The organism is Rhizobium sp. WW_1 (assembly GCF_003610155.1).
Lineage (GTDB): Bacteria > Pseudomonadota > Alphaproteobacteria > Rhizobiales > Rhizobiaceae > Rhizobium > Rhizobium tropici_A.
The window spans coordinates 653,517-673,901 of record NZ_RAIN01000001.1; the positions used below are offsets into that span (position 1 = coordinate 653,517).

Sequence of the window (20,385 nt, forward strand, 5' to 3'; positions counted from 1 at the left end):
CCTGTTTCCGCTTGGGCGGCTTCCTGTTTCCAAGGGGAACTGTTCAATGATTCTCGCCAGGATTGCCGCTCAAATCGCAGCCCGCTTTGTCGCTGGCCCTGCAGATGCCATCTTTCAGCGCGAATGATCACGGAAAGAGGCCTACTTAATCCAGAGCTTTCAATCGGTTCAGAGGGCACATGAAGAAGCTGATACTGGCGGCGATGCTATGCATCTGCCTTATCGCAGGAACGCTCTATGCCACTGCTGGTGGCGACTATCCGCTGCTTCAGGATGGCGATCTGATTTTCCAGACATCGACCAGCAATCAATCGGGCGCCATCATGTTCGCGACCGGCTCCGCCTTTTCACACATGGGCATCATCAAAAATGACCATGGGGTCATCACGGTCATCGAGGCCGCTGCGAAGGTCAAAGAGACGCCGCTAAAGGCCTGGGTCAATCGCGGCCTGCTGAAGCGAGTTGCGATCTACCGCGATCAGCGCATCACGCCTGAAATGGCACAGCGGCTGCTGGCCTATGCCCGCACGCTCTACGGCAAACCCTACGATCTCTTCTTCTCCTTCAACAATGACGCGATCTACTGCAGCGAGCTGCCTTATCTCGCTTATAAAGCCGTGGGCATCGAGATCGGCAAGGTGGAAAAAATATCGGAGCTGAACATGGACAACATGCTTGTCAGGAAGCTAGTCCAGTCGCGATGGGAGCGCGACAGCGAATGCACGGAACGCGGTTTTGATTTCGACCAGTGCTATCGATACATCCTCAACCAGAGTCTCGTCACTCCCGTCAGCATCGCCAATGATCCAAATCTCAAGATGATCTATTCGAACTATCCGCTCTGATGGCAATGGTGCCGCCCGTCGACGAACGGAACGGCCCGCAAATTTGCCGCCGCCGGTCCCGATCGTAGTTCGCATCAGCTGGCGTTGAAGCCCTGATGGTAGTCGACGCGCCCGGAAGGCGCGGAACCATCCAGGACCAGCCTCATGAAATATTCGGCGGGCACTCCCTCGAGCACGAGGCCGGGATCATTCTCGAAGCCGAAACGCTTATAGTAATCCGGTTCTCCGAGAACGACGCAGCCTTTGGCTCCGGCTTTAGCCAGGCGCGAAAGGCCTTCGCGAATCAGCAGCGCACCAATGCCCTTCTTCTGGTGATCTGGCGCCACCGAGACGGGTCCGAGCCCATACCAGCCGAGATGTTCTCCCTCGATCATGACCGGTGAAAAGGCGATATGTCCAATGACATCCGCCTCTTCTGTCGCGACGAGCGAGATCGTCAATGCCCCGGCGCTGCGAAGAGCATCGATGATCTCCGCTTCGGTCTGGCTGCTATGCTCGATCGAGGCGAAGGCCGCCTTCGTTATGCGACGGATCGCTTCGGCATCTTTCGGCTCCTCGAGACGGATTTCCATTTTGTATCCTTATCGTTTCAGCCATGCCGGGTTTACTGAAGCAAGCGCAGCGGTTCAACACCGCACGACGCGATCAATCGAGAATGCCGAAGCATCCTCGGCCCTTTGCATATGAGCATCAGGCAGGCCGAGCGCAGGATGCCGGCCATGCCAGGGCCTATTTCTTCTTGAAAGGCTCCATGCCCTTGCGGGCCAGCTCGTCGGCCCGCTCGTTCTCCGGATGGCCGGCATGGCCCTTCACCCAATGGAGCGTCACCTTATGCCTGTTATAGGCCTCGTCCAGTGCCTGCCACAGCTCGGCATTCTTGACCGGCTTCTTGTCGGCGGTTTTCCAGCCGTTCTTCTTCCAGCCGAAAATCCACTTGGTGATGCCGTCCTTGACGTAGACGCTGTCCGTATAGAGATCGACTTCGCAAGGGCTCTTCAGGGCCGACAGCGCGGAGATTGCCGCCATCAACTCCATGCGGTTATTGGTCGTATCCGCTTCGCCGCCGGACAGTTCCTTTTCGACTTCGCCATAGCGAAGCACGGCGCCCCAGCCGCCGGGACCGGGATTGCCGGAGCAAGCGCCGTCGGTAAAAATATCGACGTGCTTCATGCCTTTAGCCCGTATTCGGCTGATGAAGCGATCTGGCGATGGAAGCGCAGCTTGCGCAGATATTCGATCGGGTCCTTCTTGGTGACCAATGCGCCGGCAGGCGTCGTCAGCCAGTCATAGAGCCGCGTCAGGAAGAAGCGTAGCGCCGAACCACGCGCAAGCGTCGGCAGCGCGGCGATCTCGGCGACACTCAGCGGCCGCACGCTCTGATAGCCCTCGAGCAGCGCCATGCCCTTCGTGATGTTGTAGGCGTGATCCTTCTCGAAGCACCAGGCATTGAGGCAGATCGAGACGTCGTAGGCGAGCTGGTCGTTGCAGGCGAAATAGAAATCGATCAGACCGGACAGCGTGTCGCCGAGAAAGAAGACATTGTCCGGGAAGAGATCGGCATGGATGACGCCCTCGGGCAGATCTTTCGGCCAATGCTTTCCGAGGAAATCGAACTCGCCGCGGATTTCGTCCTGCAGGCCGGCCTCGACTTCGTCGGCGCGCGCCGCGGACTTTTCCCAAAGCGTCCGCCAGCCCTCAAGCGACAAGGCGTTCGGACGTCGGATGTCGAAGCCCTCGCCGGCGATGTGCATGGCGGCCAACGCCTTGCCGACTTCGCGGCAATGCTGCGCCTCGGGCTTGCGTAGCCACATGCCTTCGAGAAAGGAGATCAAGGCAGCCGGGCGGCCGGAGAGATGACCGAGCAATTCGCCGTCGCGGCGCGGCAAAGGCAGCGGGCACGAAAGACCGCGGCTTGCCAGATGCTGCATCAGCCCCAGGAAAAACGGCAGGTCGCCCTTGTCGACGCGCTTCTCATAGAGCGTCAGGATCAGCGGGTCGCGGCTGGTGTGCAGCAGGAAGTTCGAGTTCTCGACACCTTCAGCGATGCCCTTATAGGAGAGCAACTCGCCGACATCATACTCCGTCAGGAACCACTTCAAATCGTCTTCGGTAATATCGGTATAAACGGCCACGAATTATTCCCTTGATACACGCCTGCGCCATGGCCGCCCGCCCTCGTGGTTCGAGACGGCCCCCTTCGACAAGCTCAGCGGGGCCTCCTTACCATGAGGGCTAATCCAGGCGTCTGGCGGCGAAACTCTTGTCCCCTCATCCTGAGGTGCTTTGCCGATGCGACGCAAGCGGCAAAGCCTCGAAGGACGAGGTGGCCCCTCTTTATTCGCCGTTGACGAAAGCCATGTCTGCTGTCGTCAGCTCTATACTGCGAAGCTCGCGATTGACGAGGAAATTCTCGGTTTCCTTCACAGTTTCAGCGAGTTCCACCACGGCATTATAGCGGGCGCGGAACGCTTCTATGATCTCGTTGACGATGACTTCTGGCGCAGATGCACCAGCCGAGAGGCCAACGGTCCTGATATCGCCGATATTGTCCCAATCGATCTCGGACGCACGCTGGACGAGGACGGATTTCGTCGCCCCTGCCCTCAGCGCCACTTCGACCAAGCGCTTGGAATTGGAGGAATTCGGAGCGCCGACGACGATGAAGAGATCGCAGCCGGGAGCTGCCTCCTTCACCACTTCCTGTCGGTTGGTCGTAGCGTAGCAGATGGAGTCTGCCGCCGGCGCTGTCAGATTCGGGAAGCGCTCCTGCAGCCTTGCAATGACGCCGGCGGTGTCGTCGACCGAGAGCGTCGTTTGCGTCACGAAACCGAGATTGTCGGGATCAGCGGGCTCATAGACGTCGGCATCCTCCACCGTCTCGATCAGCGACACGGCACCCTCGGGCAGTTGGCCCATGGTGCCGATCACTTCCGGGTGGCCGGCATGACCGATCAAGACGACGTGGCGGCCGAGGCGATTGTGCCGCATGGCCTGCTTGTGCACCTTGGAAACCAGCGGACAGGTGGCATCGAGATAGAAGAGATTGCGCGAATCCGCATCCGCCGGCACGGATTTCGGCACGCCATGCGCCGAGAAAACGACGGGCTGGGCGCGGTGTTCGGCCGGGATTTCGTCCAGCTCCTCGACGAAGATGGCGCCCTTCGCCTCCAGCCCCTCGACGACATAGCGGTTGTGGACGATTTCGTGGCGGACATACACAGGCGCGCCATAGGCCTTCAGCGCCAGAACGACGATCTGGATGGCGCGGTCGACGCCGGCACAGAAGCCGCGCGGTCCGCAGAGCCGGATGGTCAGGTCAGGTTTGGAAACGGCTATGTTCATGTCTCTTCCGAAATACGCGACGATGGCTGAGCATAGATAGGGACGCCCGTCCGCCTGCTCCATTCAGTCCGCATGATTTATCCAAAAAACCGCTGCGCACTTTTTGGATCATGCTCTAGCCGAATATTCCATCGAAATGAAGCAATTCTATTGCATGTCTCTATTGTGAGGGCGCATCCGGATGATGCTTGCGCCACCAGGAGATGGCGACGATTGCCACCAGCGCGATGGCCAATCCATACCAGGTCACCGCATATTGCAGATGATTGTTCGGCAGATCGATGATCGTAACGCCGCCGATCGGCAGGCCCTGCGGATTGGGGGTCTTGTCGGCATCGATGAAGAAGGGCAGCACCTTGTCCTTCGGCAATCCGACGCTCTCCGCCATGACATCCAGATCTTTCCAGAAGAAGATGTCCTTGCCGAGATCGTTGTCCGGCATGCCGTCGGGCCGCTCGGCGAGTTTGGCGCGGGCAAGCCCGGTGACGGTCTGCTCGCCAGCCAGTTCACCCTGCTTGCGCTTTTCGGGGTCCTTCGCCTCGGTGGGTACAAAGCCTCGGTTGACGAAGACATAGCGGCCATCGCTAAGCTGCAGCGGCGTATAAATGTGATAGCCGGGATCGCCGTCGTAGGTGGCGAGGAAATGCCGCTCCTTATCGTTGAGGTAATGGCCCGTGGCCGTCACCACGCGATATTCGATATCGCCACCCGACGCCACCATCGTCTCGATCGCCGATAGCGGCACGGCGGGCGCATCCTTGCGGGCGGCGATATCCGCCAGCAGACCTTCCTTCCACTGCAGCCGCTCCACCTGCCAGGTGCCCAGCCCGAGGAGGATAACGAGCGCAACAAGGAGAAACAGCGCTTTGGCGACCTGCCACAGGGGATTGGCGCGACGCGCGGGCATGGCGGACTCAGTCACGATGGACGCGCCCTTCGCTGGCATTGTTGCGGTACTGCAGCGCAATCAGGATACCCTTGCACCAGCGCAACGACAGAAGCGACAATATGATCGTCAACGGCGCAAACAGCACGATATAGACCCAGACGGGCGGCGCGTAATTGATCTGCATCCACAGAACCAAGCCGATGACGATGAAACCGACGATGAGAATGACGAAGACCGCCGGACCATCGCCGGCATCGGCGAAGGCATAGTCGAGATTGCAGGCGGCACAGCGCGGCTTCAGCGATAATAATCCATCGAAGAGCTTGCCTTGGCCGCAACGAGGGCAACATCCCCGGATACCGACCTTGAACGGATCGACGGGCGCAAAGAGCGCGCTGTCCGTATGGGATGCCGCTTCCGGCGTCTTGTCTTGCTCTGAGCTCAAAGTTCTGTCTCGATCGGCCTGCTATTGCGGGCGAGTATACCGACCTCGCCCCTGTCATCATCAGTAACCGCGATGACCGCATCCGTCCAATCGAAAAGCTCGGATATCGGCGTCATCGGCCCGGAAAGCATGCCGAAAGGATTGGATTCATGCCATTCAGCGAAGGCCAGCCATACGGCCAGATCGTCATTCTCAACGGTGCGCCGCGTTCCGGGAAAAGCAGCATCGTCGAGGCGATACAGGCTGATTTCGAGGGCGTGTGGATCAATCTCGGCGTTGACGCCTATGTGCGACATATCACGCCTCCCCGTTATCGTCCGGGTATCGGCTTGCGGCCCGGCGGCGAAAGGCCCGATCTCGAGCCACTCGTTCCGCGCTTTTATGCCGCACTCTATGCCTCGATCGCCGCCCATAGCCGCGTAGGCCTGAACGTGGTCGCGGAGTTCGGGCATCACGACGATTACTCGCAACCGCTCGGCATCCTCGCCGATTGCGCCAAATTACTGGCAAGGCTGCCCGTTCTGTTTGTTGGCGTGCACTGCCCGCTCGACGTGGTCATGCAACGGAGGCTCGATGAGGGGCCGGAAAGGCAGGGGACTTACGTTACGGTCGCAGCGGACATGCCCATCCCCGCGCCGGTCATTGCCTGGCAGGAGCAGGTTCACCGACCGGGGATCTACGATCTGGAAGTCGATACGTCAGTGAGCAGCCCCGAAACCTGCGCCGCTGAAATCCGGCAATTGCTTGCCGGAGGCCTGCGCCACCCCACCGCATTCGAGAGGATTGCCCAGCATAGCTGAGGCAAAAAATGCAAGCGCGGACGTCTACGCGTGCATCGGGGTTCCCTGATGAAAGACAACTTTCCAGCCTTCATTCGTCGAACGCCAGATGGTCGACCGACGCGTCACCCGCCTCGGCTCTTCCAAAATGTAGGAAAGGAGAAAGAGATCCATCGCCAACGGTGTGAGGCTGAAATCGCGACAAGGCCAATCGTGCGGCTCCGGCCCGCGTGAATAGCGCTCCAGGAGCGTCTCGATGACAAAGTCGCGCCGATAGATGCTTCCGCTTGCTCCGATCTCCCAGAAAGCATCATCGATTATGCGTTCAAGATCGGCGCGCGACGTGCCGAATTCTCTTCTGTGGAAGAGCGGCTCACGGGCACAAAGGGCCTTCAGAATTTCATCGAGTTGTTGGTCCATGATTGCGGCAGCGTATGGCGAAGTGCGTTTGTCGGCAATCTGCAATTCCGCTGTTTCGCAAAAACAAAATGTCCTCGCAAAACCTCAGGCTCTGCCCGATTTTTGCGAGGACAATCTTTTGCGAGATGACGTCCAGCTATCGATCAGCCAGCCGCGACAGGCGCGCCCCAACTGCCCCAGATGTAGATGCAGAAGAACAGGAACAGCCAGACGACGTCGACGAAGTGCCAGTACCACGCGGCCGCCTCGAAGCCAAAATGCTGCTTCGGCGTGAAATCGCCCCGGATGGCGCGGACCAGGCAGACCAGCAGGAAGATCGTACCGATCAGAACGTGGAAACCGTGGAAGCCGGTCGCCATGAAGAAGGTCGCGCCATAAATCGAGTTTTTGAACTCGAACGGCGCATGGGCATATTCATAGGCCTGCACGCAGGAGAACAATGCGCCAAGCAACACGGTCAGCGTCAGACCCTGGATCAGCCCCTTGCGATCGCCATGCAGCAGCGCGTGGTGCGCCCAGGTAACCGTGGTGCCCGAGAGCAGCAGAATGATGGTGTTGTAGATCGGCAGGTGCCAGGGATCGAGTACTTCAAGGCCCTTCGGCGGAAACTGACCGCCGAGGAAGGCCGTGCGCGATGCCTGGATTGCCTCGTTCGGGAACAGGCTGACATCGAAATAGGCCCAGAACCAGGCAACGAAGAACATCACCTCGGAGGCGATGAACATGATCATGCCGTAGCGCAGATGCAGCGAGACGACGCGGGTATGTGCGCCCTCATGCGCTTCCTTGATCGTATCGGCCCACCAGCCGTACATGACGTAGAGAATCACGGCGAGGCCGATGAAGAACAGCCAGGGCTGCGCGAAATTGATCCCGAACAGGTGCACTGCGCCACCATTCAGGTAGCGCATGAAACAGACACCGCCGAAAGTGATCACAAAGGCCCCGAAAGCCGCAATGATCGGCCACGGGCTGGGGTCGATAATGTGATAGTCGTGTTTTCTCTGATGCGCCTCGGCCATATCAGCAATCCCCGAATAACTTTTTCCCATATTGCTTCCGGACGAACCGAAAAGCACTCTCCATCAAAGCTTTTTTTCCACCGGCTGCCCTGCGGCATCGTTGGATGCCACGGGCTTTGCGCCTTCCCGTGGGTAGTAGGTGTAGGACAGTGTCAGCGCATTGATCGTCTTGGTTTCCGGAGCCTTGGCGATCTCAGGATCGACATAGAAAACCACCGACATCTCGCGCTTTTCACCCGGCGCGAGATCCGTCTCGTTGAAGCAGAAGCATTGGACCTTGTTGAAATAGACGCCTGCTTCCAGCGGCGTGACGTTGAAGATCGCCTGGCCGCGCTCCATCTTGTCCGACTTGTTCTCGATCTGAAACTTGACCTCGACCGTCTCGCCGATCTTCGGGCTCACCGACGCCTGCAGCGGCTTGAAATCCCATGGCAGGCCGGGCGCGACATTGGCGTCGAAGGAAACCTGGATTTTCTTATCGAGAATGACGTTCGACACCTGCTCGACGCGCTGCGTCGTGCCGTTATAGCCTGTCACCTGGCAGAACATGCGGTAGAGCGGCACGGCAGCGGCGCACATGGCGCTCATGCCGATGACGAAGCTAAGGCACATGGCAACGACCAGCCCGTTGTTACGGCCGCCGTTCTTCGTGCTCTTTGTGACCTCCCCCTCCATGACGCCTCCTCAAACGTGTCCGGAACCGACCTTGATGATGGTGATCGCATAAAACAGGACCACAAGACCGGCTAATACCAGGCCGAGCGCAATGTTGCGCCCTCGCCGTGATTTCTTCTGCGTTTCCGTCAGCTTGACGAGCTCGATCATAGCCAGCCCCCTGCGCCGCCCGACATCAGCACGGCAACGAGCCGGTCGATCAGCAGCGCGGAAAAGATTGCAAAGAGATAGAAGATGGAGAAGCCGAAAAGCTTCTTTGCCGGCACCATCTTCACGTCGCCATCGGCCATACGCCAGACGGCGATGGAACAGTGCACGAAGATCACGCCGAGTACCGCGGCAACGACGCCATAGCCAATACTGGCGAAGCCCATAAAGGCCGGCACAACGCCGACGATGGCGGTGAGCACCGCGTAGACGACGATCTGGTTCTTCGTCGTCGGAATACCCGAGACATTCGGCAGCATCGGCACGCCGACGGCCTCGTAATCGCCCATCTTGAAGAGCGCCAGTGCCCAGAAATGGGCCGGAGTCCACAGGAAGATGATGAGGAAAAGCACGATGCTTTCCATCGGCACGCTGCCGGTCACGCAAGCCCAGCCGATGACGGGCGGAAATGCGCCGGCCGCACCGCCGATGACGATGTTCTGCGGCGTCGAGCGCTTCAGCCACATCGTATAGACGACGGCATAAAAGAAAATGGTGAAGGCGAGAATGCCGGCGGAAAGCCAGTTGATCGCCAGGCCCAGGATCGTCACCGAGAAGCCGGACAGTACCAGGCCGAAGGCCAGGGCCTCCGAAGGATTGATGCGACCTGAGGGTATCGGCCGACGTGCCGTGCGGGTCATCACGGCGTCGATATCGGCGTCATACCACATGTTCAGCGCGCCAGACGCACCGGCGCCGACAGCAATGCAGAGAATGGCAATGAAGCCGAGGACCGGATTGATGTGGCCGGGAGCCAGCACCAGACCGGTGAAAGCCGTGAAGACGACCAGCGACATAACGCGCGGCTTCAAAAGCTCGAAATAATCGCGCGCACCCGCTTCCGACAGGCCGGTTTCGCCTTGCTTTGCGAGCGCTTCGTGATTGTCGATGACCGTCATTCTTTCTTCCAATTACCAGTTGAGCCGGACGCCGCTTATCACGGCGTCCGGAAATGAGCTACTTGATGCGCGGCAGCTCTTCCCACTGATGGTGGGGCGGCGGCGACGAAAGCTGCCACTCGAGCGTGGTCGCGCCATCGCCCCAGGGATTGTTGCCTGCAACGCGCTTCTTCACGAAAGCATCTATAACGCCCCAGAAGAAGAAGCAAAGGCCCACGGCTGCGACATAGGAGCCGATGGAGGAGACGAAGTTCCAGCCGGCATAGGCGTCCGGATAGTCGATGTAGCGGCGCGGCATGCCCGCACGACCCAGGAAGTGCTGCGGGAAGAACACCATGTTGACGCCGACGAAGGTGATCCAGAAGTGCCAGTTGCCGATCCGCTCATTGTACATGTAGCCGGTCATCTTCGGGAACCAGTAGTACCAGGCGGCGAAGATGGCGAAGACGGCACCAAGCGACAGGACGTAGTGGAAGTGTGCCACAACGAAGTAGGTCGCGTGCAGTTCGCGGTCGAGGCCGGCATTGGCGAGCTGAACGCCGGTGACGCCGCCGAGCGTGAACAGGAAGATGAAGCCGAGCGCCCAGATCATCGGCGTGCGGAACTGGATGGAGCCACCCCACATCGTCGCAATCCACGAAAAGACCTTAACGCCGGTCGGGACCGCGATGACCATCGTCGCGAAGACGAAATAGCGCTGCGTGTCGAGCGACAGGCCGGTCACATACATGTGGTGGGCCCAGACGACGAAGCCGACGGCGCCGATCGCAACCATGGCGTAGGCCATGCCGAGATAGCCGAAGATCGGCTTGCGCGAGAAGGTCGAGATGATGTGGCTGATCATGCCGAAGCCGGGCAGGATCAGGATGTAGACTTCCGGATGGCCGAAGAACCAGAAGAGGTGCTGGTAAAGCAGCGGGTCGCCGCCGCCTTCCGGCGCGAAGAAGGTCGTGCCGAAGTTGCGGTCCGTCAGAACCATGGTGATAGCGCCCGCCAGAACCGGCAGCGACAGGAGCAGCAGGAAGGCTGTGATCAGCACCGACCAGGCAAAGAGCGGCATCTTGTGCAGCGTCATGCCCGGAGCGCGCATGTTGAGAATGGTCGTGATGAAGTTGATCGCGCCGAGGATGGACGAGGCGCCCGCAAGGTGCAGCGCGAAGATCACCAGATCGATCGCCGGGCCGGGATGGCCGACTGTGCCCGACAAGGGCACATACATCGTCCAGCCGCCTCCCGCGCCATAGGCGCCTGCCGGACCTTCGACGAACATCGAAAGGATGAGCAGCAGGAAGGCGGGAACGATGAGCCAGAAGGAAATGTTGTTCAGGCGCGGGAAGGCCATATCCGGCGCGCCGATCATGATCGGCACCATCCAGTTGGCGAAGCCGCCGATCATGGCAGGCATGACCATGAAGAAGATCATGATCAGCGCGTGGGCGGTGACGAAGACGTTATACATCTGCTTGCCGCCGTCGATCGCGGCATCGCCCGAAAAGCCGTAGACCATCGACGCCAGACCGCTGAAGATCTGGATGCCGGGTTCCTGCAACTCCATGCGGATGGCGACGGAGAGCAGGAAGCCGATGACGCCCGCAAAGATCGCGAAGATCAGATAGAGCGTGCCGATGTCCTTGTGATTCGTCGAAAACAGCCAGCGGTCTGCGAAGGACTGCTTGTGTGCGTGATGATCGTCATGCGCGTGGGCGTCGTGAAGATCGTGCGAGTGATCGTCGTGTGCCTTAGATCCAGCCATTGTTCCTACCCCTCTTACTTCGCCGTGTTTTCGGCGACCTTGACGGTCGTCGGTTGATCGACGGCGGCCATCAGAGCCTTGTTCGCCTTGTTCAGATCAGTTGCAGCAGCGGCTAGCCACTGCTTGTACTGATCGTCGGAGACGACACGGATGGCGATCGGCATGAAAGAGTGATCCTTGCCGCAAAGCTCGGAACACTGTCCATAATACAGGCCTTCGCGGTCGGCGTTGAACCAGGTTTCGTTCAGACGGCCCGGAATGGCGTCGATCCTGACGCCGAAGGCAGGCATGGCGAAGGAGTGGATGACGTCGGTCGGCGCGGCCGTGACGAGAACGCGTACGTTCTTGCCGACGGGCACGACCATTTCGTTGTCGACGGCGAGAAGCCGCGGATATTTCGACTTATCTTCCTTGCCGGCAGCTGCGCGATCCGGCTCCTTCAGCATGAAGGAATCGAAGGCGAGCGGCGACGTGCCACTGCCCTCGTATTCATAGTTCCACTGCCACTGCGTCGCCGTCGCCTTGACTGTAACGTCAATCTTCTCCGGGAAAGTCAGCTGATCGGTCAGTAGATTGAAGGAGGGAATGGCCAGGAAGAGAAGGATGAGGACCGGTCCGATGGTCCAGATGACTTCGATCAGCGTATTGTGGCTCGTCTTGGACGGAACCGGGTTCTTGGAGGCCCGGAACTTGACCATGACCACCAGCAGGAGGATCAGAACAAGCAGCGTGATCGGAATGATAAACCAAAGCGTGTATGCCTCAAACCAGCGGATTTGATGCATGTTGCCGGTTGCCGCCTGCTGCATACCGGTTTCCCAAGGTCTCGGCTGATCGGCGTAGCTACCTGTCGCAAAAAGCAGACAGATCATAGCCGCCAGAGCCGCATAAGCTCTCTTAATCACGATGTCTCTCCCTCCAGCGTTTGATCCCAGATCTTCCTCAAACGCAGTATCCCTACAATCCATTGCGCTTCAAACCACAGTTTGGGGTGCTCCGCAACAACTCAAGACATTTGTTAGTGCGGCATTTTTGCGCGAATATCCCCCCATGCTCGTCCCGGACATGGCAAGCATTTCATCATCATACGAAAAATTGCATCATGGTCCATGGCGCCGCCGGGACAAAATGGAGTAGACGTCGTATTTCCGCCGTAGTCGGTTGGAATCCAGCAGCCGGGGCTTTTCATTTGCCGGCCTGGGCTTCAACAATAGCGGCACTGATTCGAATCTAGAGGTTTTCATGGGTTTTCGTTCCCTCGCCCGGCTTTTGCTTGTTACCGGCAGCCTCGCTGCAGCGGTCGCCGCGCCCGCATGGGCGCAACAGGCACAGCAGACTCAGCCGCCGGCGCAGCAGACCCAGCAGTTGCAACCACAGCAGCAAGGCCAGTCGCAGCCGCATACGCAGCAGGTTCCGACGAGCCAGGTGCCGCAACCGCCAGGCACGGTCCGCTCCAGCCATGGCGCATGGTCCGTCGTCTGCGACAAGCCGGCCGGCGCTTCGGCCGAACAATGCGCGCTGATGCAGAACGTGATTGCCGAGGATCGTCCGGAAATCGGCCTTTCCGTCGTCGTGCTGAAGACGGCTGACCGCAAGTCCAAGATCCTGCGCGTGCTGGCGCCGCTCGGCGTGCTGCTGCCGAACGGTCTCGGCCTCAACATCGACGGCAAGGATATCGGCCGCGCCTATTTCGTGCGCTGCTTCTCCGACGGCTGCTATGCCGAAGTCGTGCTCGAGGACGAACTGCTGAAGACGCTGCGCAGCGGCGCGACGGCGACCTTCATCGTCTTCCAGTCGCCGGAGGAAGGTATCGGCATCCCCGTCGACCTGAAGGGCTTCGCTGAAGGCTATGACGCCCTTCCCTGATCGGATGGGCCTTGCTCTTGCGTCGTGCGAAGCCTACATCGGCTTTGAACGGAGCACCTGACCCATGAACACCGATCTCCTTACTCTTTTCGATGCCGACGAAGCCAAGCTGCGCGGCATCGTTGCCGAGGCGCTCTCAGGCGCCGACGATGGCGAGCTTTTCGTCGAGCATGTCCAGGCCGAATCGCTGACATTCGACAATGGCCGGATGAAGGGCGGCAGCTTCAACACCGAACAGGGCTTCGGTCTTCGTGCGGTTGCCGGCGAAGCGGTGGGCTATGCCCATGCGGGCGATCTCTCCGAGGCCGCGCTGAAGCGCGCCGCCGACGCCGTGCGCGCGGTGACGTCGGGCTATGCCGGCTCCTACGCCGCCGCCCCGCAGCGCACCAACAAGGTGCTCTACGGCGACGAGAACCCGATCGGCACGCCGAGCTTCGAGGAAAAGGCGAAACTCCTGCAGCGGATCGACAGCTATCTGCGCGACAAGAGCGACAAGGTGCGCCAGGTGACGGCGTCGATTGCCGCGAGCTGGCAGGTCGTCGACATTCTGCGCGCCGACGGCCACCGCGTGCGCGATGTCAGGCCGATGACGCGCGTCAACATCTCCGTCATCGTCGGCGACGGCGACCGGCAGGAAGCCGGTTCCTTCGGCACGGGCGGCCGCATCGGCTTCGGTGATTTCGTCGCTGAGGACAATTGGCACCACGGCGCCGACGAAGCCCTGCGCCAGGCGTTCGTCAATCTCGAGGCGATCGAGGCACCCGCCGGCACGATGGACATCGTGCTCGGCTCCGGCTGGCCTGGAGTCATGCTGCACGAAGCCGTCGGTCATGGGCTGGAAGGCGATTTCAACCGCAAGAAGACCTCCGCTTTTGCCGGGCTTTTGGGTCAGATGGTGGCCGCGCCCGGTGTGACCGTCGTCGACGACGGTACGATAGAGAATCGCCGCGGCTCGATCACGGTCGACGACGAAGGCACGCCTTCGGCCTACAATGTACTGATCGAGAACGGCAAGTTGGTCGGCTACATGCAAGACCGGCAGAATGCGCGACTGATGGGCATGAAGGCGACCGGCAACGGCCGCCGCCAGGGCTATGCTCATACGCCGATGCCGCGCATGACCAACACCTATATGCTCGGCGGCGACAAGACGCCGGAAGAAATCATCGCCTCGGTGAAGAAGGGCATTTATGCCGTTTCCTTCGGCGGCGGCCAGGTCGACATCACCTCGGGCAAGTTCGTCTTCGGCTGCACTGAGGCCTATCTCATCGAGGACGGCAAGGTCGGCGCTCCGATCAAGGGCGCCATGCTGATCGGCAACGGCCCGGATGCGATGAAACGCGTCACGATGATCGGCAACGACATGAAGCTCGACACCGGCGTCGGCAATTGCGGCAAGGCGGGCCAGTGGGTTCCCGTCGGCGTTGGTCAGCCGCACCTCAGGATGGACCAGATCACGGTCGGCGGCACCAAGGCTTAATCCCTGCCCGCATCATCCCCCGGGCGTCTGTCACTCCTGGGGGCGGAAGAGCCATTTGCGCTCGATGGCGCCGGGAAGATCCAGGCCGTTGCGATGCGCGAATAAAAGAATATGGCCGAGCACATCGGCCGTTTCATTGGCGAGTGCCGTTGCCAGATCCGCATCGCTCATGCCCTTGCGCCGTCCCCGGCCGGTGATCCGGTTCCAGATCTGGATCAATTCGCCCATCTCCTCCTGGAGCTTCAGCACGAACCAATCGTCGTCGCGTTCCAGGCCGTTATCGGCGGCATAGGTCACCGAAGCCGCTTCGAATTGCTTCATCAGATCGTTTAGCATGGATGTCGTTCCCTTTACGTTCTCGACATCGTTGAACGATTCCCCTCAAAAAGTCGAGCCGGCGGAGATTGGCTCCACCGGCTCGCTTTCATTCAATTGGGAGGGTGCTCAGCCCTTGCTCGGCAGCAGCATGCAATCGAAGTCCTTGCGCTTCAATGCGGAGCAAGCCGAATTTGCATCGTCGCGGCTCGTAAAGCCGACGAAGCGGGCGCGATAGACGGTATTGCCACCCTTGCCGACGGCTTCGGTGTAGGGCGATGCATTGGCGAGCGCGTTACCGGCCTTGGACTTCGCTTCAGAGAGCAGATCCTTGGCTGCCTGCGCCGTCGGGGTTGCAGCGATCTGCACCTGCCAGCTGCCGCTCGCTGCCGGCTTGTTGGCAACGAGGATCTCGTCCATCGCAGCCGGACGGTCCATCGGTACGGTGACGTTGGAGGCGGCGGCAAATGCCATCGGAACAACCTCGGTGCGCTTGCGCGGCGTGGCCGCGGTCGTCTGCGTATCGACGTCCATGGCAACGTCGTTCGATGCGGACGCGACTTCAACCTGCTTGGCCACCTTGCCGCCACCGACGCTCGCCAGCAGTCGCGACGAGGCAACCGGGCTTGCCTTCGACACATAGCGATCGAGCAGCGAGGCCATCAGCGCATCGCGGCCGCGCGCCGTGGCGCCGCCCATGACGACGCCGATGACGCGACGATTGCCGGAGCGTACGGCGCTGACAAGATTGAAGCCGGAGGCATTGGTGTAGCCGGTCTTGATGCCGTCCATGCCTTCGTAGCGATACATCAGATTATTGTGGCCGCGCACATAATGACCGCGGTAATTGAAGCTCGCCTGCGAGAAGAGCCGGTATTCCTGGGGGTAGTTATTGATGAGCGCGACGGCGAGCGTCGACATGTCGCGGGCGGTCGTCCACTGCTGCATGTTCGGAAGGCCGGACGCATTCAGGAAGGTAGTGCGGCGCATGCCGATTTCGCGTGCCTTCTGCGTCATCAGCCGGGCAAAGCCGCTTTCGCTGCCGCCGAGCGCTTCCGCCATGGCGGCGGCGGCATCGTTGGCCGACTTGATGATCATGCCATCGACGGCTTCGCGCACGGTCACGGTGCCGCCGGGCTTCAGGCCGAGCTTGGTCGGCGGCTTGGCGGCGGCGGCGCGCGAGACCGGTATCCTCGTGTTCCAGCTCAGCTTGCCGCGGTGAATGGCCTCAAAGGTCATGTACAAGGTCATCATCTTGGTCAGCGATGCCGGATGGTTGAGGTCATCCGCATTGCTCGATGCCAGCACCTTGCCGGTCTTCGCATCCATGATGAAATAGGCGCTGCCCGCGAAGCTCGCTACAGGAGCGCTCAATAGCAAGACGGCCGCAGACAAAGCCATCAAAAGTCGTTTCATAATTGTCCCCAACCGAAAGAATGCCAACACACCGCATCAATCCCTGTATGATTTTGCGACAAAAAGCCTGATACCGGTGCGATATTGAGGCAACAGCCTCGATAGTTCCTCAATTTTGCCTTTCCTGGTAAAATAACCATTAACACATTGGAAATTATGACGAAGATTCAGTAAGGTTTAACGGGGATGCGCTACAGCGTTGACAGTCGTCAACCGGGTCGAGCCGCATGGAACAGGGCATCAAGGTCCGCCTCAAGCGCACGATGATCTCCAGCGGGCTTGAGGCTGCCGCAATTTTGAAGGGTGCCGGGCTGATGCGCGGCGTGGCTGGCCTTGGCACGATATTCACCCTTCACCACGTCCGCCCTGCCCTTCCCCGCCGCTTTGCGCCGAACGCACATCTGGAGGTCTCTCCCGACTTTCTCGACCGGGCGATCGCGCGGCTGAAACAGGATGGCTACGAGTTCATCGCGCTCGATGCGTTGCCCTTGAGAGCGAAAGACGCCGCGGGCAAGCCGCCCTTCGTCGCCTTCACGCTCGATGACGGCAATCGCGACAATCTCGATCACGCGCTGCCGGTCTTCGAGCGCCACAATGCACCCTTCACCGTTTTCGTCGCCCAGGGGCTTTCGGAGCGAACCCACAGCATATGGTGGGAGACGCTGGCCGAGCTGCTTGGCCGGCTCGATCGGCTGACATTCGATTTCGGGTCGGGAAACGAATTCCTGCCGCTCGGCAAGGACGGCCAGAAGCACACGGCATTTGCCCGCTTCGCCGCCTTCGTCCACACTCATGAGGAAAGCGAAGCCGTCGGGCGCATCGATGAACTTGCCAGGCGTCATGGACTGGAGCCGCTCGGCATCGTCAGCGCCTCGATCCTGGATCGAGGCGAATTAGGGCAGCTTGCTCGCCATCCCCTTGCTTCGCTCGGCGCGCATACGGTGAGCCACAGGGCATTGGCGAGGCTCACGGAGGCGGAAGCGGCGGCGGAGATGGCGCTTTCGGCCGAATATGTCGCGGATATCGCCGGAAAGCGGCCAACGGCGATTGCCTATCCCTATGGCACGAGCGAAGCCGTCTCGCCGCGCGAAGGCCGGCTTGCTGCTGAACTTGGCTTTTCCGTCGGCGTCACCACGCGCCCCGGCACAATCACGGCAACCAACGGCGATGCGCCGATGCTGCTGCCGCGACTGTCGCTGAACGGCCACTATCAGAAGCCGCGCTATGCGTCCGCCCTCGCCTCCGGCATCCCCATGCGGCTGATGGGGCGCCGGGAAACGGCATAGGTCTCAAAGCACGTCGCGCAAAAATGCGCGGCGGATTCGCAACAACGACATTCGCAAAATCAGACGCCTAAAGCTGCCAGCGCGTAATGATCGCAGCACTTTAGGGATACATCCGCACCTTTTGCCAGGCACCCTCAGGCACGTCGCGACGAAATTCGATGCGGTCGTGCAGGCGGAATTGGCGGTCGTGCCAGAATTCGATCGAGAGCGGCCGGATGCGGAAGCCTGACCAGTAAGGCGGGCGCGGAATGTCGCCGATGGCATAGCGGGCGGTATATTCGGCAACCGCCTTCTCAAGCGCGAAACGACCTTCAAGGGGGCGAGACTGCTTCGAGGCCCAGGCGCCGATGCGGCTGCCGCGGGCTCTCGTCTTATAATATTCATCGGCTTCCTTGTCGCTCACCACCTCAACCAAGCCGCGCAGGCGCACCTGGCGACGCAGCGACTTCCAGTGGAAGCACATGGCGGCTTTCTTCTGGGAAAGAATTTCTTGGCCTTTCTGGCTCTCGAAATTCGTATAGAATACGAATCCGTCGCTATCGAAACCCTTCAGAAGAACCATGCGGACATTTGGCAAGCCATCCTTATCCACCGTTGCAAGCGCGACCGCGTTCGGATCGTTCGGCTCGGTGGTCTCAGCTTCGCGCAGCCAGGATGCAAAAAGAGTGAAAGGTTCGTTCTGTTCGGTGAAGTCACCGCTTGTTAACTCGTTTTCCGACATATTAATTCAAATGCTCCGCAATTCCTGATAACCGCTGGCCCCTCTGGCTGGCCGAAATGTTCGGATGGAAGTCATAGCAAAGTCGATCGTTCATACAAAGCGCAAGCTTGCAAAAGGCGTGACGATGGCTGTCGCCCTGGTCTCCCTCTTTGCTCTTGGCGGCTGCGTCGGCGGCGGCATGGACTATCTGAGCTCGGCCAAGGTGGACCGTAGCGTTTCCACCGGCACTGTGCCAACGGCCCCGGTAACGACCGACAGCATCTCCGACGAAACCACCGTGCGCAATGCCGTCACCTCGGCGGACCTTCACAAGCTCAACGGCCAGCCCATACCATGGGCAAACACGTCGACCGGCAGCGCCGGCGTTATCGACGCCATCATCGAAAGCAACGCGTCCGGCGTGGTCTGCCGCCAATTCCGCACCAGCCGGCATTCCTATCAGGGCGTTGCCAACTTCTCCGGCAGGACCTGCCTGGTCGGTCTTGGCGAGTGGCAACTGCTGAGCTTCCAGCAGGCAGGCTGATCGCAGCCTCTCCTATTAATTCCGCCTCCCGGTGAAGACAGCCGTTCGAGCATATGGGCGGGGCACTCCCTATCCGCCTCCTGCTGGTTCCAGCTATCAGCCGTTAGCAATCGGCTAACCATGCCTCGAAATGGGGATTGCCTGCTCCCACCCGCCGTAACGCCTGATTAGCAACTTTTCCCGCAGGATCGGCTCATCGGCGCACCATGCTTGCTTCCCATGACAGGAAGCAGGACGGCGAAGCGCTATCAACGAGGTCTTTGCTTGGGGTGCTGCGATGGGGCTGAGCACATCCATGAATAATGGCGGGAAAGATGCGCGATCCGTACAAGGTGCTGGGCGTTAGGAAGGATGCGGGGGCTGACGAAATCAAGGCCGCCTGGCGCAGTCTGGCGAAGACCGCCCATCCCGATCACAATCTGGGCGACCCAACGGCGTCGGAGCGCTTTGCCGAAATCGGCCGAGCCTACGAGACGCTGAAGGACCCGCAAAAGCGCAGCCGCTACGATCAGATCGCGCGCATGGCCGAGGCAAAGGGCCAGAACCAGGAGCAGACGATCATCCAGCAGCGGCAGGCGGCGCGCGACGCTGCCGAGCGGGCCAAGGCAGCACGCGCCAATGCCGACAAGATCATGGAAGAACTCGCCCGGGCCAATGCTCGTAAGGCGGCCGCTTCCGCAGCCTCCAGCCAGCAAAGCAATGCCGCCGAATCTCCGGAAGACATGGTCGAGCGTATTTTCGGAGTGAAGGCGGCGCAGACGCAGCAGGCCCAAGCTACGGCGGAAGCCGGCGCGCGGCAGGCTGAAAAGCCGCAAGAGCAGCCCAATACTGCATTGCCGGAAGAGCAGCAGACGGAAGAAGAGCAGCTCGCAACCGCTTCAGCCGGCTCTCGATCCGCCTTCGGCATTCTCGGCTCGCTGGTCCGACGTATCACGGGCGGCAGCGCCCCCGAAAAGCCGCCGGAGAAAACCCCGGAGGTGGCCGCCGAAGCCACAGTGACCATCGAGGACATGCTGAAGAGCCGCTGGATCACGGTTCCGCTGCCCGACAGTCGCGAGGCGCGCTTCCAGGCAACGACCGATATCTCCAATGGCCAGGTGCTTCATCTCAAGGGCCAGGGACTGAAACTGCAGGGCATGCTGCGTGGAGACGTCGCCGTGACCGTTCATCTATCGACAGACGGGCGCTTCACGCTCGACGGCAGCGATGTGCGTACGATCCTGCCCGTTACCATCGAGAACGCAGTCCTCGGCTACGAGACCATGATCGAAGGATTGAACGGGCCGGTCAAGATCACGGTGCCGGCCTGGTCCGGTTCGGATCAGGTCGTTCGCATTTCCGGCGAGGGATTGCCCGACGGCAATGGCGGAAAAGGCGATCTCATCGTCGAATTGCGGCTGATGCTGTGGGAAAAACCCGACGATAAGGTCATGGATCTCATGCGCAGCATGCGCGAAGGACTTTTCCTGTGAAATTTTGGTGACAACAGCACCCTTTGTTAC

General features: G+C 60.2%; 23 protein-coding genes. 7 read left to right on the top strand and 16 right to left on the bottom strand.

Annotation, left to right across the window (positions count from 1 at the left end; genetic code table 11):
- The first annotated feature begins 179 nt into the window (after positions 1 to 179).
- Positions 180 to 845, top strand: a complete 666-nt coding sequence (locus BJ928_RS03075; protein ID WP_052227469.1) for a YiiX/YebB-like N1pC/P60 family cysteine hydrolase — start codon at positions 180 to 182, stop codon at positions 843 to 845.
- Positions 846 to 919: 74 nt separating this feature from the next.
- Here BJ928_RS03075 and BJ928_RS03080 read toward each other — a convergent pair whose 3' ends face one another.
- From BJ928_RS03080 to BJ928_RS03105, 6 genes are all read right to left on the bottom strand, one after another.
- A complete protein-coding gene (locus BJ928_RS03080) occupies positions 920 to 1,417 on the bottom strand; it encodes an N-acetyltransferase (protein WP_047627705.1) in 498 nt (165 codons plus the stop codon).
- Between the two features lie 157 nt (positions 1,418 to 1,574).
- Positions 1,575 to 2,015 (bottom strand): ribonuclease HI, encoded by a 441-nt coding sequence (rnhA, locus tag BJ928_RS03085; protein ID WP_047627706.1) that lies wholly within the window; start codon positions 2,013 to 2,015, stop codon positions 1,575 to 1,577.
- Positions 2,012 to 2,977, bottom strand: coding sequence for a homoserine kinase (locus BJ928_RS03090; RefSeq protein ID WP_047627708.1), 966 nt, complete (start codon positions 2,975 to 2,977; stop codon positions 2,012 to 2,014). Before BJ928_RS03090 ends, rnhA begins: the two co-directional genes overlap by 4 nt.
- 202 nt (positions 2,978 to 3,179) lie before the next feature.
- Positions 3,180 to 4,187, bottom strand: coding sequence for a 4-hydroxy-3-methylbut-2-enyl diphosphate reductase (gene ispH / locus BJ928_RS03095; protein ID WP_047627710.1), 1,008 nt, complete (start codon positions 4,185 to 4,187; stop codon positions 3,180 to 3,182).
- 160 nt (positions 4,188 to 4,347) lie between these two features.
- Positions 4,348 to 5,094 (bottom strand): SURF1 family protein, encoded by a 747-nt coding sequence (locus tag BJ928_RS03100; RefSeq protein ID WP_052227490.1) that lies wholly within the window; start codon positions 5,092 to 5,094, stop codon positions 4,348 to 4,350.
- Positions 5,095 to 5,101: 7 nt separating this feature from the next.
- The gene (locus BJ928_RS03105; protein WP_047627712.1) at positions 5,102 to 5,521 is read right to left on the bottom strand and encodes a DUF983 domain-containing protein; all 420 of its coding nucleotides are present in this window, start codon (positions 5,519 to 5,521) and stop codon (positions 5,102 to 5,104) included.
- Positions 5,522 to 5,670: 149 nt separating this feature from the next.
- Between BJ928_RS03105 and BJ928_RS03110 the strand changes: the two genes are divergently transcribed.
- On the top strand, positions 5,671 to 6,321 hold the full coding sequence (locus tag BJ928_RS03110; RefSeq protein ID WP_047627713.1) for a chloramphenicol phosphotransferase: 651 nt from the start codon (positions 5,671 to 5,673) through the stop codon (positions 6,319 to 6,321).
- Positions 6,322 to 6,345: 24 nt separating this feature from the next.
- On the opposite strand, the gene BJ928_RS03115 is transcribed toward BJ928_RS03110, so the two are convergent.
- From BJ928_RS03115 to coxB, 7 genes are all read right to left on the bottom strand, one after another.
- Complete coding sequence (locus BJ928_RS03115) at positions 6,346 to 6,720, bottom strand: hypothetical protein (protein WP_063769435.1); 375 nt, start codon at positions 6,718 to 6,720, stop codon at positions 6,346 to 6,348.
- Positions 6,721 to 6,863: 143 nt separating this feature from the next.
- A complete protein-coding gene (locus BJ928_RS03120) occupies positions 6,864 to 7,742 on the bottom strand; it encodes a cytochrome c oxidase subunit 3 (RefSeq protein WP_047627714.1) in 879 nt (292 codons plus the stop codon).
- Between the two features lie 63 nt (positions 7,743 to 7,805).
- A complete protein-coding gene (locus BJ928_RS03125; protein ID WP_047627716.1) occupies positions 7,806 to 8,417 on the bottom strand; it encodes a cytochrome c oxidase assembly protein in 612 nt (203 codons plus the stop codon).
- A gap of 9 nt (positions 8,418 to 8,426) precedes the next feature.
- Entirely contained in the window at positions 8,427 to 8,567 is a 141-nt protein-coding gene (locus BJ928_RS03130; RefSeq protein WP_047627717.1) for a hypothetical protein, read from the bottom strand.
- On the bottom strand, positions 8,564 to 9,523 hold the full coding sequence (locus BJ928_RS03135) for a heme o synthase (protein ID WP_047627719.1): 960 nt from the start codon (positions 9,521 to 9,523) through the stop codon (positions 8,564 to 8,566). Before BJ928_RS03135 ends, BJ928_RS03130 begins: the two co-directional genes overlap by 4 nt.
- 58 nt (positions 9,524 to 9,581) lie before the next feature.
- A complete protein-coding gene (gene ctaD / locus BJ928_RS03140) occupies positions 9,582 to 11,276 on the bottom strand; it encodes a cytochrome c oxidase subunit I (RefSeq protein ID WP_047627721.1) in 1,695 nt (564 codons plus the stop codon).
- Positions 11,277 to 11,290: 14 nt separating this feature from the next.
- Positions 11,291 to 12,181 carry a cytochrome c oxidase subunit II gene (gene coxB / locus BJ928_RS03145; RefSeq protein ID WP_047627723.1) on the bottom strand — a complete coding sequence of 297 codons (891 nt, stop codon included), beginning with the start codon at positions 12,179 to 12,181 and terminating at the stop codon, positions 11,291 to 11,293.
- 337 nt (positions 12,182 to 12,518) lie between these two features.
- Between coxB and BJ928_RS03150 the strand changes: the two genes are divergently transcribed.
- A complete protein-coding gene (locus BJ928_RS03150) occupies positions 12,519 to 13,142 on the top strand; it encodes an invasion associated locus B family protein (RefSeq protein WP_047628769.1) in 624 nt (207 codons plus the stop codon).
- A 64-nt stretch (positions 13,143 to 13,206) separates the two neighbouring features.
- Complete coding sequence (gene tldD, locus BJ928_RS03155) at positions 13,207 to 14,622, top strand: metalloprotease TldD (protein WP_047627725.1); 1,416 nt, start codon at positions 13,207 to 13,209, stop codon at positions 14,620 to 14,622.
- Positions 14,623 to 14,652: 30 nt separating this feature from the next.
- Here the strand turns inward: tldD and BJ928_RS03160 are convergent, their stop codons facing one another.
- Positions 14,653 to 14,958, bottom strand: coding sequence for a pyrophosphatase (locus BJ928_RS03160; RefSeq protein ID WP_047627727.1), 306 nt, complete (start codon positions 14,956 to 14,958; stop codon positions 14,653 to 14,655).
- Between the two features lie 108 nt (positions 14,959 to 15,066).
- A complete protein-coding gene (locus tag BJ928_RS03165) occupies positions 15,067 to 16,353 on the bottom strand; it encodes a D-alanyl-D-alanine carboxypeptidase family protein (RefSeq protein ID WP_047627728.1) in 1,287 nt (428 codons plus the stop codon).
- A 227-nt stretch (positions 16,354 to 16,580) separates the two neighbouring features.
- Between BJ928_RS03165 and BJ928_RS03170 the strand changes: the two genes are divergently transcribed.
- Positions 16,581 to 17,639 carry a polysaccharide deacetylase family protein gene (locus tag BJ928_RS03170; protein ID WP_047627730.1) on the top strand — a complete coding sequence of 353 codons (1,059 nt, stop codon included), beginning with the start codon at positions 16,581 to 16,583 and terminating at the stop codon, positions 17,637 to 17,639.
- A gap of 100 nt (positions 17,640 to 17,739) precedes the next feature.
- Here the strand turns inward: BJ928_RS03170 and pdxH are convergent, their stop codons facing one another.
- On the bottom strand, positions 17,740 to 18,360 hold the full coding sequence (gene pdxH, locus BJ928_RS03175; protein WP_047627731.1) for a pyridoxamine 5'-phosphate oxidase: 621 nt from the start codon (positions 18,358 to 18,360) through the stop codon (positions 17,740 to 17,742).
- Between the two features lie 64 nt (positions 18,361 to 18,424).
- Here pdxH and BJ928_RS03180 point away from each other — a divergent pair, with 64 nt between their 5' ends.
- Entirely contained in the window at positions 18,425 to 18,883 is a 459-nt protein-coding gene (locus BJ928_RS03180; RefSeq protein WP_047627732.1) for an RT0821/Lpp0805 family surface protein, read from the top strand.
- A gap of 314 nt (positions 18,884 to 19,197) precedes the next feature.
- Positions 19,198 to 20,355, top strand: a complete 1,158-nt coding sequence (locus tag BJ928_RS03185; protein ID WP_047628770.1) for a DnaJ domain-containing protein — start codon at positions 19,198 to 19,200, stop codon at positions 20,353 to 20,355.
- Positions 20,356 to 20,385: the final 30 nt, after the last annotated feature.